Below are 17865 nucleotides of genomic sequence, written 5' to 3'. Positions count from 1 at the left end.
AAATTTTGATGACACGCTCACTGGCGGCCCTTTGCGCGGGCCTGGTACTGGGGATCCTGATGACCGGATGCAGCACCCCGCAGAAGATGCCCACCGTGGATTACGTGGACCTCGATCGCTACATGGGCGACTGGTACGTGATCGCCAACATCCCGACCTTCCTCGAGCGCGACGCCTATAACGCCCTGGAGCAGTACGCCCTCAACGAGGACGGCACCATTGCCACCACCTTCTCGTTCAACAAGGGCGGCTTCGACGGCCCGCGCCGCGAATACAACCCCACCGGCTTCGTGAAGAGCGAGGACAACGCCGAATGGGGCATGCGCTTTCTGTGGCCATTCAAGGCCGAGTTCCTGATCGTCTACCTCGACGAGGATTACAGCCAGACCGTGATCGGCCGCAGCAAGCGCGACTACGTCTGGATCATGGCACGCGAACCGGAGATGGCCGAGGAGGACTACCAGGCCATCCTCGCCCGCCTCGACGAACTGGGCTACGACACCGACGAGATCCAGCGCGTACCCCAGCGCTGGGATTGAACGTGCGCTGACGCCGGGCGAGAAACGGGAGATTGCCACGGCGCCTGCGGCGCCTCGCAATGACCGACCGGACGGTTCCCTGTCATCGCACGGCCCGCCGCGTCGATCTCCAAGGGCCCGAAGGCCGAGCACCGGACGCCAAGGGCGGTGGCCGGACCCTACCCGCGACCGTAGCCGCCCCCGCCAGGCGTATGGATCTCCACTGCATCCCCCGGGCCCACCTCGCGACGGTCGCAGCCCGCCAGCGGCTCGCGGCCGCCATCCGCACGCAGGATCACATCCTCGCCCGGCGCCCCCGGCTCGCCCCCGGCCAGTCCGAACGGTGGCACGCGGCGCCGGTTGGCCAGCAGCACCACCTCCATCGGCGCATCGAAGCCCAGTCGGCGGATCACGCCATCGCCACCGCGGTACTGCCCGGCGCCACCGGAGCCCCGGCGATAGCCGAATCGCTCCACCCGCACCGGGAAACGACTCTCCAGCACCTCGGGGTCGGTCAGGCGGGAGTTGGTCATGTGCGTCTGTACGGCGCTGGCCCCTTCGTACCCGGGACCGGCCCCGGCACCGCCGGCGATCGTCTCGTAGTACTGCCGCCCGGCATCGCCAAAGGTCAGGTTGTTCATCGTGCCCTGGGCCGCGGCCTGCACGCCCAGGGCCCCGAAAAGCGCATCGGTCACCACCTGCGAGGTCTCGACGTTCCCGGCGACCACGGCGGCGGGCGGCACCGGATTCAGCAGGCAGCCCTCCGGGATCGCCAGGTCTACCGGCGCCAGGCAGCCATCATTCAGCGGGATCTCGTCTTCCAGCAACGTGCGCAGCACGTACAGCACCGCCGCCCGCACGATGGAGCCCGGGGCATTGAAATTGTCCTCGCGGGCCGGCGAGGTCCCCGCGAAGTCGATCCGCAGGCGGCGCGCCCCCGGATCACACGTGACGGCCACCCGAATCTCGGCGCCGTTGTCCAGCGCATATTGGAACGTACCGCCCTCCAGACTCGGGATCAGCCGCTCGACCGCCTCGGTGGCATTGTCCTGTACGTGCTGCATGTAGGCCGTGACGGTCGGCACGCCATACTCGTCCAGCAGCCGGCCCAGCTCCTCCAACCCCTTGCGATTGGCCGCCACCTGGGCCTCCAGATCCGCCAGGTTCTGATCCGGGTTGCGGGCCGGCCAGTCACCCGACCCCAGCAGTGTCCGGATACGCGATGTGGCAAAACGCCCGTCACGGACCAGGCGGGTCGGGGCAATCAGCACGCCCTCCTCCTCCAGCCGGTGCGAGAACGCCGGCATCGACCCCGGGGTGATGCCGCCGACATCCGCATGGTGCCCGCGCGAGGCCACGAAAAATGCCGGGGCCGCCACCTCGGCCTTCGAATCCTCGGTCACCGCGCCGCCCGGCCCGACAAACACCGGCGTGACCACCGTGATGTCCGGCAGATGGGTCCCGCCGTTGTAGGGGTCGTTCAGCACCCACGCATCCCCCGGCTGCAGGTCGTCGCCCGCGGCCGCGACCACCGCGCGCACGCTGGCCCCCATCGACCCCAGATGCACCGGCATGTGCGGGGCATTGGCCACCAGCTGGCCGTGGGCGTCGAACAGCGCGCAGGAGAAATCCAGGCGCTCCTTGATGTTCACCGAGTGCGCGGTGTTGCGCAGCGTAAAGCCCATCTGATCGGCGATCGCCATGAAGCGGTGGTTGAAGACCTCCAGCAGGACGGGATCGCGCGGGATCGTATCCGGGTCCTCGACGGCCGGTTGCCCGCGCCGCTCGGCACCGCCCTCGCGCACGAGCCGCAGCGTCCCTTCGTGCTCGACCCGGCCGTGCCAGCCCGGCTCCAGCACCAGTGTCGCGGTGGTCTCGATCACCAGCGCGGGACCCGCCAGGGTCATCCCCGGGCTCAAGTCCTCGCGCCGGTACAGCGGTACGTCGCGCCGCTCGCCCGCCACCACCATCGTGATCGTATCCGTCTCCGGGGCGGGCGCCTCGCGCGCCCCCTGTAGCGGGATCGACGTATCCGCCGGCTCACCCCCGGTCGCGATCGCCTCGGCCGCCGCAACCGCCACCACCAGTGGACGATCCGGCGGCGCGAACCCGTACCGCCCGCGCCAGGCCGTGGCGAAGGCCTCCATCAGTGCTGCGGGCGAACCGGCCGGCACCTCCAGCGCGGTATCCGACCCCGCCAGCCGCAGATGCAGACGCCGCTCGATGCGCATGGCGTCCGCGGCCACGTCCTGCTCCGTCAGAGCCGCGATCGCCGCGCCGGCCTGATCCTCCAGCGCCGCATCGATCGCCTCGGCATGCGCCTCGTCCAGCGGCCATTCCAGGCTGCGCTCGCGCAGGGCGCGCAGCTCGCCCAGCCCCATGCCGTAGGCCGACAGCACCCCGCCCAGTGGATGGAACAGGATGTGTTCCATGCCCAGCTGCTCCGCCACCCGGCAGGCATGCTGCCCGCCCGCGCCGCCGAAACAGACCAGGGCGTAGCGCGACACATCGTGGCCGCGCTGCACCGAGATGGTCTTGATGGCCTGGGCCATGTGCTCCACCGCAATCTGCAACAGCCCCTCGGCCAGCCCTTCCGGCGTCGCCGCCTCCCCGGTCGCGGAACGGACGGCCTCCACCAGCGCATCGAACTGTCGGCGGACCGGTTCCGGATCCAGCGGCCGGTCGCGCCCGGGGCCGAACACCGCCGGAAAATACTCGGGACGCAGGCGCCCCAGCAGAACGTTGCAGTCGGTCACCGTCAGCGGCCCGTCCTGGCCATAGCAGGCCGGCCCCGGCTGCGCCCCGGCCGACTCCGGCCCGACCCGCAGGCGGATGCCGTCGAAGCGACAAACCGAGCCGCCGCCCGCCGCGACGGTGTGGATGTCCAGCATCGGCACGCGCAGGCGGGCACCGGCCACCTCGCTCTCCTGGCGGCGTTCGAGCTCGCCGGCCAGATGCGCGACGTCCGTGGAAGTCCCGCCCATATCGAAAGTAATCAGGCGCTCGAAGCCGAGCGGCGCGGCGGTCTTCAGCGCCCCGACGATCCCGCCGGCCGGCCCCGAAAGGATCGCGTCTCGCCCGCGAAACCGCGCCGCATCCACCAGCCCGCCATGCGACTGCATGAAGCGCAGGGGCACATCGCCCAGTTCCGTGCTGACCTGTTCCACATAGCGGCCCAGCACCGGCGACAGATAGGCATCCACCACCGTGGTCTCGCCACGGGGTACCAGCTTGATCAGCGGGCTGGTCGCGTGGCTGGCAGCCACCTCGGCGAACCCCATCTCGCGGGCGAGTGCCGCGATAGCCTGTTCATGCGCCGGATAGCGATAGCCGTGCATGCACACAATCGCCAGCGCGCGAATCCCGTCGTCCAGGGCCGCCTGCAGGCGCGGGCGCAGGGCCTCCAGGTCCACCGGCTGGAGGATCTCCCCGGCCGCGTTCACCCGCTCGCGCACCGGTTCCACGCGGGCGTACACCGGCGACGGCAGCCGAATGGCGCGCGCGAACAGCTCCGGCCGCGCCTGGTGCCCGATCGCCAGCGCGTCCTCCAGACCCTCGGTGATCACCAGCAGAGTGCGCTCCCCCTTGCGCTCGAGCAAAGCGTTGGTGGCCACCGTGGTCCCCATGCGCACCTCGTGGATCACCCCCTCGGGGATCGGCGCGCCAGGATCGACGCCGAGCAGGTCGCGCATCCCCTGTACCGCCGCATCGGCATACGCCTGCGGGTTATCGGACAGCAACTTGCGGGTATGCAGACGCCCCGTCGGATCACGCGCGACCAGGTCGGTGAACGTCCCGCCCCGGTCCACCCAGAAATGCCAGTCTTTCGCCCCTGTGGCTTGAGTCATGTCCACCGCTCTGGTTTGATCGCCCGAACTCGCGCCCCGCGGCCCGGTCGCAGGCTCGGTAATCGTCGAGCCTCTGAATGAAGGAATGATCACGCATGGATCCCGTTACCCACGCCAGTCTCGGTGCCGTGATCGGCGGCCTCGTCCTCGGCTCCCGCCTGGGGCGCAAGGCCGTAGTGCTGGGGGCCGGCGTTGCGCTGCTGCCCGACCTGGATGCGTTCATAGCTTACGGGGACGCGGTATCCGAGTTCATCCACCACCGGGGCTTTACCCACTCCTGGCTGGTACAGCTGCTGGTGGCCACCGGTGTCGCGGGGCTGCTGGCGAAGGTCCCGGCGACGCGGGAGATCGGCTTTGGCCGCTGGTGGCTGTTCTTCTTCCTGATCTGGGCCACACACTCGCTGAACGACCTGCTGACCACCTACGGCACCCAGGTGTTCTGGCCGCTGCCGGTCGGCCCCCTGTCCACGGGCTCGATCTTCGTGATCGACCCGCTATACACCCTGCCGCTGCTGGTCGCGGCCATCGGTGCCCTGTTCTACCGTTTCGCGCCACGCCTGCTGGTCGCCGGACTCGTGCTGTCCACCGCCTACGCCGGTTCCGGTCTCGCGCTGAAGGCCTGGCTCGACCATCGCATCCAGCCCACGCTGATCGCAATGGACCTGCAGGACCAGCCGCGCATGATCCAGCCCACCCCGTTCAACCTGCTCCTGTGGCGCGTCACCGTCATCGACGACGGCCACTTCCTGGAGGCCTGGGTCGGCATCCTCGATCAGCCCATCCGGCCGGACTTCGAGGTCTTCGAGCGTGGCGCCCATCTGGAGGATGCCGCGCTGGCCCTGGAGGACGGGCAACGCCTGCAGTGGTTCGCCGGCGACTTCCTGCGTTTCCATCGTGCGGAGCGTGACGACGAACCCGACCGGCTGGTCGTCACCGACCTGCGCCTGGGCGCCCCCGGCTACTTCCCCTTCGGCTTCGAGATCGCCGAGGAACGCGATGGAGAATGGCAGCCCGTCGCCAGCCGCCAGGTCCGCGAGGCCGGCTTGCGTGGCGATGCGATCCGCGCCATCGCCACGCGCATTGTCGACCCGGAGGGTGCACCCTGTCTGATGGACCTGGCCGAGCCCGACTATGCCATCGCCCAGCCGCCGCCGCGCTGCCGCCTCCGCCAGCAGACGCCGTGAACGGATCCGGCCCTCCCGACGGCAGCCCACCGCACGGATGCGAGCTGTGCGGGCGCCGGATGGATACGCTGACACGCCACCATCTGATTCCGCGCAAGCAGCACCGGCGTAAGCGCATCCGGCGGCGCTTCAGCCGCGCGGAGCGCGAGGGTCGCATTCTCTGGGTCTGTCGTCCCTGCCACGATCACATTCACAAGCACTTCGACGAGCAAATCCTGGCCGAGCGCCTGAACACGCGCGACGCGCTGCTGAGCGAGCCGGTGATCCGCGACTTTGTCGCCTGGATCGCGCGCCATCCGCCCGGCTTCAAGCCGCGCGGCTAATCCGCCAAGCGCGAGACCTCACGGCGATCCCGGCCTGGCCAACGTCGACGTCAGGCTTCGTCTGGCCGCCTGCCTTGTAGTGACTGGTCCTGGTTCAGCATCGGGTGTGTACGGTGGCTTCGGTCCGCATACTGCCAGGCGCTGACTCGCCAGCGCGCCCCGAGGTCCTTTCTTGCTTGCCCAAGAAAGTACCCAAAGAAGGGCACCCGGATTCCGCCCGGGAACCTCGCTCCGGGCGTGCTGGGCCGGCGGCGCTGAACTCGCTGCGCCTTCGGCTCCGCTCAGACATCCAGCGCCCCGAATTTATGGAAAACGGGCCGGCCCATCACGCCCTCCGCGAGGGGCTCCATACGGGAGGCGAAGGTCAAAACCGAACGCATCACCATGTTTGCGCCTAACCATAGGCAATGCCGCTCGAAAGCCCCTGGCGCCCGCTACGCGGGCGCGGCACGCAACGGCCGCAGGCCGAGCGTGCCCAGGTGTCGGCAGACCCAGCCCCCATCCATTGGCACAAAGGTCAGAACCGCCGTTGTCTTGACCTTGACCCCCCGTTGTCGTCGCGCCGAGTGGAGAGGGTTTTCGCGGGAGAAAAGGCGCTGGATGTCTGAGCGGAGCGCAGCGTAGCGAGTTCAGCGCCGCCCGCGAAAACCCTCGGAGCGAGGGCAGCCCCGGCCCGCACAGCGGGCCGGGGTCGCGGCAGTCGGGCGTGTTTCTTGGGTACTTCTTTGCACGAGCAAAGAAGTACCTCGCGGCGCGCTGGCGAGTCAGCGCCGGGCAGGCGGCGGACCGAAGCCACCGTAAACACCCGATGCCGAACCAGGCCCAGCCACTACAAGGCAGGCGGCCGAACGAAGCCCCCGCAAACGTCGCAGATCAGTGCTGCGAGGCCGGCGGCAGCTGGATAAAGCGCTCGCGATACAGGCGGAGTTCGTCGATCGAGTCGCGGATATCCTGCAGCGCCTGATGCGAAGCATTCTTGCGCAACTGCGCGATCACATCCGGCGCCCAGCGCCGCGCGAGCTCCTTCAGCGTCGAGACATCCAGGTTGCGGTAGTGGAAGTACTGCTCCAGCTCCGGCATCAACCGCGCCATGAAGCGCCGATCCTGGCAAATCGAATTGCCACACATCGGCGAGGCCCCCTTCGGCACGTACTGCGCCAGAAACTCCAGAGTCTCCTGTTCCGCATCCCGGGTCTCCGACGAACTGTTGCGCACACGCTCGATCAGCCCCGAGGTCCCGTGGGTGCGCTGGTTCCACTCGTCCATCGCCTCCAGGACCGCCGCCGGCTGGTAGATCGCGATGACCGGCCCCTCGGCGAGGATGTTCAGTTCCTTGTCGGTGACAATGGTGGCCACCTCCAGGATGCGGTCGGTCTGCGGCTCCAGCCCCGTCATTTCGAGGTCGATCCAGACCAGGTTCTCGGCATTCACGGCCATCTTGTGCCTCCTTGGCGGACAGCCCACGCCTGCATGCTGGCTGCCCTTTCATCTGTCGCAGGAGTCTATCATCATGGTTGCAAGGCTCGTGACCACGGGCCCAAACCCCCGCCACAAGGAGGGAAGCATGCGACATACCCATACCAGCATTGCCACCGCCGCGACCGTGCTCGCGCTGAGCCTGGGCGGCGCGAGCACGGCCCTGGCCGACGACATCCGCGTAGGACAGGACCTGCACAGCGACAACTGCATCAGTTGCCATGCCGACATGGTCGGAGGCGACGGCTCCGGGCTGTACACCCGCGACAACCGCATGGTCGGCTCGCACGACGAACTGGTCGCCCAGGTCAACAACTGCAACGTCAACCTTGGCACCAACTGGTTCGACGACGAAGTCAACGCCGTGGTCGCCTATCTCAACGCGGAGTACTACCAGTTCGATGAGTGATCTCAAGAGCAAGCACTGCCAGTCCTGCGAGGGCTTCACCGACCCGATGCCGCGGGAGGACGCGGAGCGCGCCCTTAAGCAACTGCATGACGGCTGGGGCATCGACGAGGCCGGCAAGAGCATCCAGCGCAGTTTCAAGTTCAAGAACTTCCACGAGACCATGGCCTTCGTGAACGCCGTGGCCTGGATTGCCCATGTCGAGGATCACCATCCCGACATGGCCGTCGGCTTCAACCGCTGCGCGGTGGAATTCTCGACCCATGCCATCGGCGGCCTGAGCGAGAACGACTTCATCTGTGCCGCGCGTATCGATGCCCTGTTCGAGTAACCCCCGCCCGGGAGTCCCGGCTTGAGCCGGGTCGCCCGGGTCTTCGCCCGCCACAACCAGATGGCCGACATCGCGGTGGACCACGAGCCGCCGCGACGCCTGCGGCTGCACCGGCGCTTCCGCGACCTCGCCTGTGGCGACCGCGTGGAGCTGGACGCCGCGGGAGAACAGGTTGCGCGCCAGCTCGATCGCGACAACGTCCTGGTCCGGCGGGACGGGTTCGGGCGACGCAAGGTGATTGCCGCCAACATCGACTGCGTATGGATCGTGATCGCGCCGGAACCCGCCCCGTCGCGTAACTTGATCGACCGCTTTCTGGTCGCGATCCTGAACCTCCCCGCGCGCCCGCGCCTGCTGGTGAACAAGCAGGACACCGGCCCCGCCGAGCCCCCCGAGTGGCTGGCCGCCTATCGCGAACTGGATCTCGATCCGCTGTACGTCTCCGCCAGGACGGGGTATGGGCTGGACGAACTGGCGGCGGCCGCCGCCGGGCACACCAACATCCTGGTTGGTCAGTCCGGCGTCGGAAAGTCCTCGCTGGTGGCCGCCCTGCTCGATCAATACGGGATCGCCGACGCCATAGCGCCGGCCACCGGCGATCTCGCCGCCTCCGGCGAGGGCCGCCATACCACGGTCACCGCGCAGTGGTACCCGCTCGCCAACGGGGGTGCCTGGATCGACTCGCCCGGCGTGCGCGACTTCACGCCCGAGATCCCGTCACTGGATACCCTGGAGCGCGGCTTCCCGGACATCGCGGAACGGGCGGTGGCCTGCCGCTTTCGCGACTGTCGCCACCAGACCGAACCGGGCTGTGCGGTTCGCGCCGCCATCGACGCCGGCGAACTCCCCGCGGAGCGCCTGCAGGCCTGGCACGAACTCGCCACCGAAATCCCCGCCCAGACCCGCGCCCGTGGCTAAAGGCCGTTTGTTTTCACCACGAAGCGCACGAAGGCACGAAGAAGATCAAGGGCAAGGGCAAGGGCAAGGGCAAGGGCGTTTTACCACGGAGAACACAGAGGGCGCGGAGTGGACCTTGGGGACGGTAACAGCGAAAACCTAATGTCCAGGTTTCTGGGGCGTTTCACCCGGCCTTCGAGGATTCCGGCAATCGTCTTGCCATACTCCGTGTCCTTTGTGATCTCTGTGGTTACACGGTTTTGCCCTTCTTCGTGCCTTCGTGCGCTTCGTGGTGACAATCAGAGGAACGCAGGGAGGCCGCACCGTGGGTTGCGTGCAGTGAGAGTTGCGGGGGAATGGCTGGCAGGTGTCGCGGCGGGGGCCGGGATCAGAAGGTCAGGCCCATCTCGACGCCGATGACGGAGGAGGTCGGCTCGCGGCTTGCACCCTCGAACTCGAGGCGATCGGCCAGCCAGTTGTCCGCCGAGTTCAGCGAATAGTCGTCGTAGTACAGGCTCAGGGAGAGCTCGGACTGGTTCTGCAGGCGCAGGCGGCCGTCCAGGCTCAGGTAACCGGCAGTACGGCCCGTCTCGCGATAGCGCGTGCCATAGCCAAAGCCCAGGTCACGGGCCTCGCTGGACAGGGGCTGGCGCACCCCCACCCGGAACTGGCTGTCGAAGCGACCGGAGGCAAAGGTCGGACCGAAGCTGAAGTCGGTGAAATACGCGGTGGACTCGCTGGCGGGGCCGAGGTCGTTCCAGTCCGGCCGGGTCTCCATGCCCAGCCCCAGATTCAGGCCGTAGCCAAAACCACCACCCAGCTCCTGGTGGTAACCGCCCACCGCCTCGAACTGGCGCGTGCTGGCGAAGGCATTGTCGGTATCGTCGAGGATCGAGGCATCCCCGGTACTGCGGACCGACAGCCGGTAGCGCGAATCGCTGTCGCGACCGGTCTCCGGTTCGCCGCGCAGCGTGGTGATCGCCGCATCCGGACCCGCGAACCCCTGCGTCTGAGGCGACGCGAGCAGCGAATAGCGGTCGTCCGCGCTGGCCGGCGCCGCTGCGACCGCGAACCCGCTGACCAGCAGCACTCCAGCGACCAGCGAAGAACGGGGCCCACGCAGACGAACCCGCCCCAGGCCTTGCACCTGAGGCGGGTTCGTCGGGGCTGCACCGTTCAGTCCGTGTCGCGTCACAACAGTGATCCGTATTGTTGTTCTTCTTGCCTAGCCCGGGGGCCAGCTCAGCGCACGCCCGGCCAGGACATGCATGTGTATATGGTAGACCGTCTGGCCCCCGTGTTCGTTGCAATTCATCACGGTTCGATAACCGTTTTCCGCAAATCCGCGATCGCGTGCAATCTGCGCGGCCACCCGGGTCATCTGCCCGATGATCGGGGCGTCGGCCGCGTCCAGATCATTGAGCGTGGCGATGTGCTTTTTCGGGATCACCAGCACATGTTCGGGGGCCTGCGGATTCAGGTCTTCGAAGGCCAGCACCGCGTCGTCCTCGAAGACCACCTTCGCCGGGATCTCCCCCGCCACGATCCTGCAGAACACACAATCGGTCATGCCGCCACTCCCGTATCGGTCAAAATATTATCACGTATCAATATTCACGCCGACCCGACAGCGCATGCGCCAGGGTCCCGGCATCGATGTACTCCAGTTCGCCACCACTGGGAATACCCTGGGCAATCCGGGTGGTGCGCACCCCGTGGCGCGCCGCCATCTCCGCGAGGTAATGGGCGGTCACCTCGCCCTCCACCGACGTGTTTGTCGCCAGGATCAGTTCTTCCACGCCCTCGGCCTGCAGGCGCGCCTCCAGCCGGTTCAGCCCCAGCTCTTCCGGGCCGATGCCGTCCAGCGGGGACAGTCGCCCGAGGAGCACATGAAAGCGCCCGCCGAAATCGGTCGCCGACTCGATCGCCAGCACGTCCCCGGGGCTTTCCACCACGCAGATCACCCGCGAATCGCGTTCCGGATCGGCACACCGGCTGCAGGTTTCGGCCGCGGTGAGCGTGCGGCAGACGGAACAGTGCCCGATACGCTGGACCGCCTCGTCGACCGCCCGCGACAGGCGCCGCGCGCCCTCGCGGTCGCGCTCCAGCAGGTGCAGGGCCATGCGCCGTGCCGATTTCGCCCCGACCCCGGGGAGACAGCGCAGCGCCTGGACCAGTTCGTCCAGTTCCGCATCCATCAGACGCGTCCGACCCGGCCGGTCAGAACGGCAGCTTCATGCCCGCCGGCAGGCCCATGCCCTCGGTCAGGCTGCCCATGCGCTCCTGCGTGGTCGACTCGACCTTCTGCACCGCGTCGTTGATGGCCGCGGCCACCAGATCCTCGATCATGTCGCGGTCATCCTCGAACAGGCTGGGGTCGATCTTGACCCGGCGCGCCGCGTACTTGCCGGTCAGGACCACGCTGACCAGCCCGCCACCGGCCTGGCCCTCGATCTCCATCTCGGCCAGCTCGGCCTGCACCTTCTGCATGTCTTCCTGCATCTTCTGGGCCTGCTTCATCAGGCCGCCCATACCACCTTTCATCATCGGTTCGATCTCCTGCCCCGCAACGCGGCGGTTTCTGGTTCAGTTACTTGTCTGGCGTGGCGCCGCCGGTCGAGGGGGCCTCGCCGGGTTCGCGAATCCGCACGGCCCCCAGTTCGGCGCCAAATTCCTCGCCCAGCGCCTGGACCACCGGGTCCTCGCGCATGGCCGTCTCGGCGCTAGCCTGACGCTCCGCCGAGGCCGCCGCAAGCCGGGCCGCGGGGGTCTCCCCGGAAGGCTCGGACTGGTTGACGATCTCCAGGCGCAGGCTGTGGCCCAGGGCGTTCTCCAGCGCATCCTTCAGCCGGCCCTTGGCACGATCGGTACACAGTGTGCCCGGGGCCACCGCGATCACCACGCGTTCCGCGTCATGCTCGCGCAGCTCGGCGTGCCGGGCGAGTTCGCGCACCGTGCCCATGGGCAGCCCCTCGGCGAAGCGGTACCAGTCGAAAGCGCCATCCGCCGCGACGGGCGGCGCAGCCGCCTCCGGCGCGTAAGGGCCGGCCGTGGAAGGCGACGCCTCGCGCGCCTGACGCGGCGCGGTGTGACCGGCCGGTGCTTCGGCCTGCGGTACCGGCGGTGCCGGCTCGTTCACCTGTTCACGGGGGCGTGACGGCGGCGCGCTGGCGGCGCCGGCACCCCCGGTCGGGCCGGCGGCAGTTGCCGGGGGACTGGCGGAAGCCGCCGATGCCCGGGATGCGGTGCGCGTGGACGGCGCCGACGCGGTCCCGTCGGTACTGGCCGGCCGACGCGGCGGGGTATCACCGGACGCGCCCCCAGGCCCCGGAACCGGCTCCGGCCGGAAGGCCAGCAGCCGCAACAGGGTCATCTCCACGCCCATGCGCGCGTCCGGGGCATAGGGCAGATCGCGTACACCGTGCACCAGGATCTGATAGGCCAGCTGGATCGTCTCCGGGTCGACCCGGTCGGCGGCCTCCCGGGCCCAGACGAGCGCCTCCTCGCCCGCCCCGGGAGCCGTGCCGGCCACCTGCTGGACGGCCACCTGATGCACCAGCGCGGCCAGTTCATCCAGCAGCCGCGACCAGTCGGGGCCCAGGGCATCCAGCTCCGCCAGTCCCGCCAGCAGGCCGGGGCCGTCCCCGGCAAACACGGCATCCAGCAAGCCGGCCAGGCGCGTGCGCGGGAGCAGCCCGAGCATGTCGCAGGCATCGGATTCGCTCAGGCGTTCACCGCCATAGGCAATCGCCTGGTCGGTCAGGCTCAGGGCATCGCGCATCGAGCCCTCGGCCGCCTCGCCCAGGCGCAGCAGCGCGCCCGGCTCCGCCTCCACGCCCTCGGCGGCGAGGATGCGCGTCAGGTGCTCGGCGATCATCGCCGGCGGCATCGGCTTCAGATTGAACTGCAGGCAGCGCGACAGCACGGTGACCGGAAGCTTCTGCGGATCGGTCGTCGCCAGCAGGAACTTCACATGGTCCGGCGGCTCTTCCAGCGTCTTCAACAGGGCGTTGAAGCTCTTTTCGGAGAGCATGTGTACCTCGTCGATCAGGTACACCTTGAAACGCCCGGTGGTCGGCGCATAGGAGACGTTGTCCAGCAGCTCGCGGGTGTCGTCCACCCGGGTGCGCGAGGCGGCATCCACCTCGATCAGGTCCAGATGGCGACCCTCGGCAATCTCGACGCAGGAGCGGCACTCGCCGCAGGGCGTGGCGGTCACGCCGGTCTCGCAATTCAGGCAGCGCGCGAGGATGCGGGCGATGGTGGTCTTGCCCACCCCACGGGTCCCGGCAAACAGGTAGGCATGGTGCAGCCGGTCGCCGCTGAGGGCATTGGCCAGGGCGCGCACCACATGCGGCTGCCCGACCAGGTCCTCGAAGCGCGAGGGACGCCACTTGCGGGCCAGAACCTGGTGACTCATGCCTCCCCCGTCGATCGAGTCATGTGCACGCCCGGGTGCGGGCATCACCGCAGGGGTCCGGGCCGCAGGGAAATAGGGTGGTGGCCCGCACCCGCCACACCCCGGCGCCCGACGCAGCTGCTACCGTTGCTCCCTTCCGGGCCTGGCGGGGTTCACAGCCTGTCGTCGCGAGGGGACTGATACGGACCACCATAACGCGGTCCGCGATTCGGCGTTTCCGAATCGGGGCGGCAAGCTTCCGCATTTCCGGCGAACGCGTCAACCTTAGGACCAGGCAATGGAATCGCTGCAACCACCGCGACCGGCAGAACGATAGTCAGAAGCTAACGATCAAATAGAAAAGAAACACTGGATCAATCATTAGCCAGGCCTTATCTTGAGTCCCGTAGTCGGGCATCGACCCGGCCGAAAACAAAATCTTCTCTCTGGCAATCAACACTCAACTGTAAGGAGTACAACTCATGGAACTCGAAAATCGCGAAGGTCAGCGCGTACCGGAAGTCACCTTCCGCTGCCGCAAGGACAACGACTGGCACGACGTGCGCTCGGCCGACCTGTTCAATGGCCGCAACGTGGTCGTGTTCGCCCTGCCGGGGGCCTTCACCCCGACCTGCTCCTCGGCCCACGTGCCGCGTTACAACGAACTGGCGCCGGTGCTCAAGGAGCACGGCATCGACGAGATCGTCTGCATCTCGGTCAACGACGGCTTCGTGATGGAGGCCTGGCAGGCCGACCAGCAGGCCGACCGCGTGACCTTCATCGCCGACGGCAACGGTGAGTTCACCGAGCAGATGGGCATGCTGGTCGACAAGAGCGACCTCGGCTTCGGCCACCGCTCCTGGCGCTACTCCATGCTGGTGCGCGATGGCGTGATCGAGAAGCAGTTCATCGAGCCGGACGAGCCGGGCGACCCCTTCGTGGTCTCCGACGCCGACACCATGCTCGCCCACGTCGCCCCGGATGCGGCCTGCCCCGAAGACGTGGTCGTCTTCACCAAGCCGGGCTGCCCGTACTGCGCCAGCGCCAAGGAGATGCTGGAGAGCGCCGGCCTGGATTACGAAGAGATCATCCTGGGCCGCGACGCCAGCCTGCGCAGCCTGCGCGCCGCCACCGGCGCGATGACCGTCCCTCAGGTGTTCGTGGGCGGCCACCGCATCGGCGGCTCGGAAGATCTGCAGGAATGGATCTCCCGCGAGAAGAAGGCGGCGTAAGTCGTCTCTGCCCCTCGGGGCGGGTGCTGTCCCGCCCCGGGTGGTCACCCGGAACATGGGTGGCCATCCGTGTCCGGATGCCCGCACGGGCGGACGTCCGGACACGGATGGCAGATCCTGGCGCCCGCGCGCAACGCGGTCGTTATGTAACACTTTCACCGAACCCTTCGAGGAATCGACATGGAACACTACGACATCATCGTGATTGGCGGCGGCAGCGGCGGTCTGGCCGTGGCGGAACGCGCCGCCCCGCACGGCGCGCGCGTCGCCGTGTTCGATCCCAAGCCGCTGGGCGGCACCTGCGTGAACGAGGGCTGTGTGCCCAAGAAACTCACCTGGTACGCCGCGGAGCATATGTCGCACGCCCGCGAAGCCGGCGAGTTCGGCGTGGATGTCGAGATCAAGGGCATCCGTTACGCCGACCTGGCGAACAAGCGCCAGGCCATGCTGAAGGACCTGAACCAGTTCTGGTCCGGACACCTGGAAAAGCTGGGTGTGACCCACATCCCGGAACGCGCCCGCCTGACCGGCAAGAACCAGGTCGTCAGCGACAGCGGCACCGAATACACCGCCGAGCGCATCGTACTGGCGATGGGCGGCGCCCCGATCGTGCCGCCGCTGGAGGGTGCCGAGCTGGGCGCGACCTCCGACGACTTCTTCGAATGGACCGAGCTGCCGGAATCCATCGCCGTGATTGGCGCCGGCTACATCGGCCTGGAGATGGCTGGCATGCTGCGTTCCATGGGCGTGAAGACCGACGTGGTCGCCATGGAGGACCGCGTGCTGGAGATGTTCGACCCGATGGTCTCGCAGGCGCTGGAGCAGCACATGGAGTACCAGGGCATCGACCGCCACCTGGGCGTGAAGGTCGCCGGCCTGGGCGGCAAGCCCGGCGCCGTGACCGTCCAGCTCGAGGGCGGCCAGGAGCTGGGCCCCTATGAGAAGGTCCTGTGGGCTGTCGGCCGCAAGCCGGCCACCAGCGACATGGGCCTGGAAGAGGCCGGCGTCGAGATCGCCCGCGGCGGCATCATCCCGGTGGACGAGTGGCAGGCCACCAATGTCGAGGGCATCTACGCCCTGGGCGATATCATCGGCAAAGGGCCGCTGACCCCGGTGGCGATCGCCGCCGGCCGGCGCCTGGCCGCCCACTGGTATGCCCCGGAGACGAAGCCGGTACCGGTGGACTACGACCAGATCCCCACGGTCACCTTCACCCACCCAACCGCGGGCATGGTGGGTCTGACCGAGCCGCAGGCGGTGGAGAAGCACGGCGACTCGGTACGCGTCTACGAGACCCAGTTTGGCGGCCTGAACCGCGCGTTCGCCGAGGGCGAGGTGCCGCCGGTGGCCATGAAGCTGGTCTGCGCCGGGGAGGATGAAAAGGTCGTCGGCATCCACATGATCGGCGCGAATGTCGACGAGATGCTGCAGGGCTTTGCCGTGGCGGTGCGCATGGGCGCGACCAAGCGCGACCTGGACCTGACCATCCCGCTGCACCCCACCAGTGCCGAGGAGCTGGTCACCCTGAAGGAAGGCCGCCCCGGGCGCCAGGAAGGCCTGGCCCAGGCCGCCTGACCCCCGCCCCGCCCTCCCTCACGCAAAACGCCGCCCCGGAACACATCCCGGGGCGGCGTCTTTTCTTGCGCGTGCGGTCTGCCGAAGCCCGCGCGGTCGGTTGTCAGAATCGCCAGCCCAACGACGCGGTGAAGGCGTCGATCTTGTAGTCGCTGTCGAAGTCGTAGCGCTCAAACTCGGCGCGAATCAGGAAGCGGTCAAGATTCACCTGCGCACCCACTCCGTAGACCGGGTCCACGCCATCGTTGTTACGCAGCGTGAGGCTCTCATCCCCCAGGTTCCCGCGCACATCCGCATCCCACTTGGCGAGACCCGCCAAGGGAAACACTGGATAATGTACGCGTTCGCGCTCGAGTCGCTTTCGCGTGCGAACAAGGCGCGGTGACTGCCGTGCAGTCATTCTGCACAAGGGAACCGCAACGCCGTGCGCGCGCAAAAGCGGCCGAGCCCCAAGGGTTGGCACCCCAGGTTCCCCGATCCTGCGTTGCACCGCTTGCGGGTAGAACCACTACCCGCTGCACGGCGCGCCTTGCCTCGGAGAACCTGGGGTGTCAACGCGAGCGTGTACATTATCCAGTGTTTCCCTCGGCAAAGAACTCGAAGTGCTGCCCGATCGGCAGCTTGCCGAGCACGCTCGCGCCGTAGGCACTCGACTTGATGTCGGTGTGCGCACCCTGCTCGTCACCGCGCAGCTTCACCTTCCCGAGGTCCGAGTAGAACCCCTCCACCCCTACGTAGGGATTGAAGTTGTATCCAACGAACCCGCGCCAGACGTTGTCATCATCATCCAGGCGGTAGTCGGAGGCACCAGAACCAATAAAATCGGCGACCTCGTCCCGATCATTCTTCAGCGAGCTGAAACCGGTTCCCAGGCCCATGTACAGCCCCTCGCTCCGGTCGGATGGATCCGCCATCACTCCCTGCGGTACCAGAAGACCCGAGGCTGCCACTGCAACGGTTGCTAGCAGGAATTTTTTCATTTGCGCGTCTCCTTGAAACATTGTTTATCACCAAAGGCGCGCCGATTCTCCCGAACCGTCATATAACGAAAAAGACCGAACCTGTGATGGCCTCCGGATAACCGCAAGAACCCCAAAAGCGCTCCACTCACAACGCGAAGCCGCCCACAATCGGCACCGCAAAAATGCGCCGGGACGACGCTGATCCACCGACACGCGCCCCCGGATCCCGCAGGACCCGTGCCGGGTTAAGGACACCCGGTGTCAGTCCAGTTCGCGCAGCGGGTCCTCGTTCGTAGGCGCCTGCTCGCCATCGGCTTCGTCCTGCTGGCGTTCTTCCTCGCGCAGATCCTCGACCCAGCCACGCAGGTCCTCCTCCACCTCCTCGACCGTTTCGTCCACAGTCTCGCCGGCCTCCTGTGCCGGGCCGGAGTCGGAACACCCCGCCAGCAGGCCGGCAAGGCCCAGGACCAAGCCCACTGCATATACCGGATGCCGGGTCCAATACGCACCGGGGCCCACGCCCGCGTCTTTTACTCGCACGTCATTGTTCATCTCGCACCTGCCCGTGAATTCAATACTCAAGGTGTCGTCCGGCCAACCCGGGTCCTGTCGTTCACCGAACCATTCTCATGGAAACGCTGCACGCGCCGCGGGAACGGATTCACATTCGAGGACTCGCTCTTACTGCACCGCGTACCAGTTTGCAAAATGCGT

At 67.6% G+C, this 17865-nt stretch carries 16 protein-coding genes, 1 other RNA gene and 3 pseudogenes; 8 read left to right on the top strand and 12 right to left on the bottom strand.

What is annotated here, in order from left to right:
• Positions 1 to 8 precede the first annotated feature (8 nt).
• Positions 9 to 539, top strand: coding sequence for a lipocalin family protein (locus F627_RS0102955; protein ID WP_019583231.1), 531 nt, complete (start codon positions 9 to 11; stop codon positions 537 to 539).
• 158 nt (positions 540 to 697) lie between these two features.
• Here F627_RS0102955 and F627_RS0102950 read toward each other — a convergent pair whose 3' ends face one another.
• On the bottom strand, positions 698 to 4366 hold the full coding sequence (locus F627_RS0102950) for a hydantoinase B/oxoprolinase family protein (RefSeq protein ID WP_026332006.1): 3669 nt from the start codon (positions 4364 to 4366) through the stop codon (positions 698 to 700).
• Between the two features lie 95 nt (positions 4367 to 4461).
• Between F627_RS0102950 and F627_RS0102945 the strand changes: the two genes are divergently transcribed.
• Together F627_RS0102945 and F627_RS0102940 are read left to right on the top strand one after the other, a co-directional pair.
• Positions 4462 to 5550 carry a metal-dependent hydrolase gene (locus F627_RS0102945; protein ID WP_019583229.1) on the top strand — a complete coding sequence of 363 codons (1089 nt, stop codon included), beginning with the start codon at positions 4462 to 4464 and terminating at the stop codon, positions 5548 to 5550.
• A gap of 59 nt (positions 5551 to 5609) precedes the next feature.
• Positions 5610 to 5873, top strand: a complete 264-nt coding sequence (locus F627_RS0102940) for a hypothetical protein (protein ID WP_019583228.1) — start codon at positions 5610 to 5612, stop codon at positions 5871 to 5873.
• A 281-nt stretch (positions 5874 to 6154) separates the two neighbouring features.
• On the opposite strand, the pseudogene F627_RS17195 reads toward F627_RS0102940, so the two are convergent.
• Together F627_RS17195 and orn are read right to left on the bottom strand one after the other, a co-directional pair.
• Positions 6155 to 6379: pseudogene (locus F627_RS17195) on the bottom strand (hypothetical protein).
• 367 nt (positions 6380 to 6746) lie between these two features.
• Positions 6747 to 7310, bottom strand: coding sequence for an oligoribonuclease (orn, locus tag F627_RS0102930; protein WP_019583227.1), 564 nt, complete (start codon positions 7308 to 7310; stop codon positions 6747 to 6749).
• 127 nt (positions 7311 to 7437) lie between these two features.
• On the opposite strand from orn, the gene F627_RS0102925 reads away from it, so the two are divergent.
• The 3 genes from F627_RS0102925 to rsgA are packed head-to-tail and all read left to right on the top strand — an operon-like array spanning position 7438 to position 9004.
• Positions 7438 to 7758: a cytochrome c gene (locus F627_RS0102925; protein ID WP_018866558.1), complete on the top strand. Its 321-nt coding sequence runs from the start codon at positions 7438 to 7440 to the stop codon at positions 7756 to 7758.
• Positions 7751 to 8086, top strand: coding sequence for a 4a-hydroxytetrahydrobiopterin dehydratase (locus tag F627_RS0102920; protein WP_018866557.1), 336 nt, complete (start codon positions 7751 to 7753; stop codon positions 8084 to 8086). The genes F627_RS0102925 and F627_RS0102920 overlap by 8 nt, the downstream gene beginning before the upstream one ends.
• A gap of 21 nt (positions 8087 to 8107) precedes the next feature.
• Positions 8108 to 9004 (top strand): ribosome small subunit-dependent GTPase A, encoded by an 897-nt coding sequence (gene rsgA, locus F627_RS0102915; RefSeq protein ID WP_019583226.1) that lies wholly within the window; start codon positions 8108 to 8110, stop codon positions 9002 to 9004.
• Between the two features lie 367 nt (positions 9005 to 9371).
• On the opposite strand, the gene F627_RS0102910 is transcribed toward rsgA, so the two are convergent.
• The 6 genes from F627_RS0102910 to ffs all read right to left on the bottom strand — a co-directional run bounded on the left by F627_RS0102910 (position 9372) and on the right by ffs (position 13585).
• Positions 9372 to 10178 carry a hypothetical protein gene (locus F627_RS0102910; RefSeq protein WP_369771469.1) on the bottom strand — a complete coding sequence of 269 codons (807 nt, stop codon included), beginning with the start codon at positions 10176 to 10178 and terminating at the stop codon, positions 9372 to 9374.
• 30 nt (positions 10179 to 10208) lie between these two features.
• Positions 10209 to 10553, bottom strand: coding sequence for a histidine triad nucleotide-binding protein (locus F627_RS0102905; protein WP_018866554.1), 345 nt, complete (start codon positions 10551 to 10553; stop codon positions 10209 to 10211).
• Positions 10554 to 10590: 37 nt separating this feature from the next.
• The gene (gene recR / locus F627_RS0102900) at positions 10591 to 11181 is read right to left on the bottom strand and encodes a recombination mediator RecR (RefSeq protein ID WP_018876232.1); all 591 of its coding nucleotides are present in this window, start codon (positions 11179 to 11181) and stop codon (positions 10591 to 10593) included.
• Between the two features lie 22 nt (positions 11182 to 11203).
• Complete coding sequence (locus F627_RS0102895; protein ID WP_018866552.1) at positions 11204 to 11530, bottom strand: YbaB/EbfC family nucleoid-associated protein; 327 nt, start codon at positions 11528 to 11530, stop codon at positions 11204 to 11206.
• 43 nt (positions 11531 to 11573) lie between these two features.
• Complete coding sequence (gene dnaX / locus F627_RS0102890; protein ID WP_019583225.1) at positions 11574 to 13403, bottom strand: DNA polymerase III subunit gamma/tau; 1830 nt, start codon at positions 13401 to 13403, stop codon at positions 11574 to 11576.
• An 85-nt stretch (positions 13404 to 13488) separates the two neighbouring features.
• An RNA gene (gene ffs / locus F627_RS16190) (signal recognition particle sRNA small type) lies at positions 13489 to 13585 on the bottom strand.
• A gap of 279 nt (positions 13586 to 13864) precedes the next feature.
• Between ffs and F627_RS0102880 the strand changes: the two genes are divergently transcribed.
• Together F627_RS0102880 and gorA are read left to right on the top strand one after the other, a co-directional pair.
• Positions 13865 to 14614: a glutathione peroxidase gene (locus F627_RS0102880; protein WP_019583224.1), complete on the top strand. Its 750-nt coding sequence runs from the start codon at positions 13865 to 13867 to the stop codon at positions 14612 to 14614.
• A 180-nt stretch (positions 14615 to 14794) separates the two neighbouring features.
• Positions 14795 to 16189: a glutathione-disulfide reductase gene (gene gorA, locus F627_RS0102875; RefSeq protein ID WP_019583223.1), complete on the top strand. Its 1395-nt coding sequence runs from the start codon at positions 14795 to 14797 to the stop codon at positions 16187 to 16189.
• Positions 16190 to 16292: 103 nt separating this feature from the next.
• Here gorA and F627_RS15530 read toward each other — a convergent pair.
• From F627_RS15530 to F627_RS0102865, 3 genes and pseudogenes are all read right to left on the bottom strand, one after another.
• Positions 16293 to 16505 (bottom strand): annotated as a pseudogene (locus tag F627_RS15530) (porin family protein); the annotation flags it as partial.
• 267 nt (positions 16506 to 16772) lie between these two features.
• Positions 16773 to 17169, bottom strand: a pseudogene (locus F627_RS15525) (outer membrane beta-barrel protein); the annotation flags it as partial.
• Positions 17170 to 17412: 243 nt separating this feature from the next.
• Positions 17413 to 17703 (bottom strand): hypothetical protein, encoded by a 291-nt coding sequence (locus tag F627_RS0102865; protein ID WP_231370126.1) that lies wholly within the window; start codon positions 17701 to 17703, stop codon positions 17413 to 17415.
• Positions 17704 to 17865 lie beyond the last annotated feature (162 nt).

Source organism: Thioalkalivibrio sp. ALE16 (genome assembly GCF_000381305.1).
Classification (GTDB): Bacteria; Pseudomonadota; Gammaproteobacteria; order Ectothiorhodospirales; family Ectothiorhodospiraceae; genus Thioalkalivibrio.
This window is presented reverse-complemented; position numbering and strand designations above follow the sequence as displayed.

Excerpts from the sequence above, each read along its gene's own strand:
- F627_RS0102950 (WP_026332006.1), bottom strand. The coding sequence starts at position 4,366 with ATGACTCAAGCCACAGGGGCGAAAGACTGGCATTTCTGGGTGGACCGG.
- F627_RS0102905 (WP_018866554.1), bottom strand. The coding sequence starts at position 10,553 with ATGACCGATTGTGTGTTCTGCAGGATCGTGGCGGGGGAGATCCCGGCG.
- gorA (WP_019583223.1), top strand. The coding sequence starts at position 14,795 with ATGGAACACTACGACATCATCGTGATTGGCGGCGGCAGCGGCGGTCTG.
- F627_RS0102895 (WP_018866552.1), bottom strand. The coding sequence starts at position 11,530 with ATGATGAAAGGTGGTATGGGCGGCCTGATGAAGCAGGCCCAGAAGATG.
- F627_RS0102945 (WP_019583229.1), top strand. The coding sequence starts at position 4,462 with ATGGATCCCGTTACCCACGCCAGTCTCGGTGCCGTGATCGGCGGCCTC.
- F627_RS0102865 (WP_231370126.1), bottom strand. The coding sequence starts at position 17,703 with ATGAACAATGACGTGCGAGTAAAAGACGCGGGCGTGGGCCCCGGTGCG.
- F627_RS0102955 (WP_019583231.1), top strand. The coding sequence starts at position 9 with ATGACACGCTCACTGGCGGCCCTTTGCGCGGGCCTGGTACTGGGGATC.
- recR (WP_018876232.1), bottom strand. The coding sequence starts at position 11,181 with ATGGATGCGGAACTGGACGAACTGGTCCAGGCGCTGCGCTGTCTCCCC.
- dnaX (WP_019583225.1), bottom strand. The coding sequence starts at position 13,403 with ATGAGTCACCAGGTTCTGGCCCGCAAGTGGCGTCCCTCGCGCTTCGAG.
- F627_RS0102880 (WP_019583224.1), top strand. The coding sequence starts at position 13,865 with ATGGAACTCGAAAATCGCGAAGGTCAGCGCGTACCGGAAGTCACCTTC.
- F627_RS0102925 (WP_018866558.1), top strand. The coding sequence starts at position 7,438 with ATGCGACATACCCATACCAGCATTGCCACCGCCGCGACCGTGCTCGCG.
- orn (WP_019583227.1), bottom strand. The coding sequence starts at position 7,310 with ATGGCCGTGAATGCCGAGAACCTGGTCTGGATCGACCTCGAAATGACG.
- F627_RS0102940 (WP_019583228.1), top strand. The coding sequence starts at position 5,610 with ATGGATACGCTGACACGCCACCATCTGATTCCGCGCAAGCAGCACCGG.
- F627_RS0102920 (WP_018866557.1), top strand. The coding sequence starts at position 7,751 with ATGAGTGATCTCAAGAGCAAGCACTGCCAGTCCTGCGAGGGCTTCACC.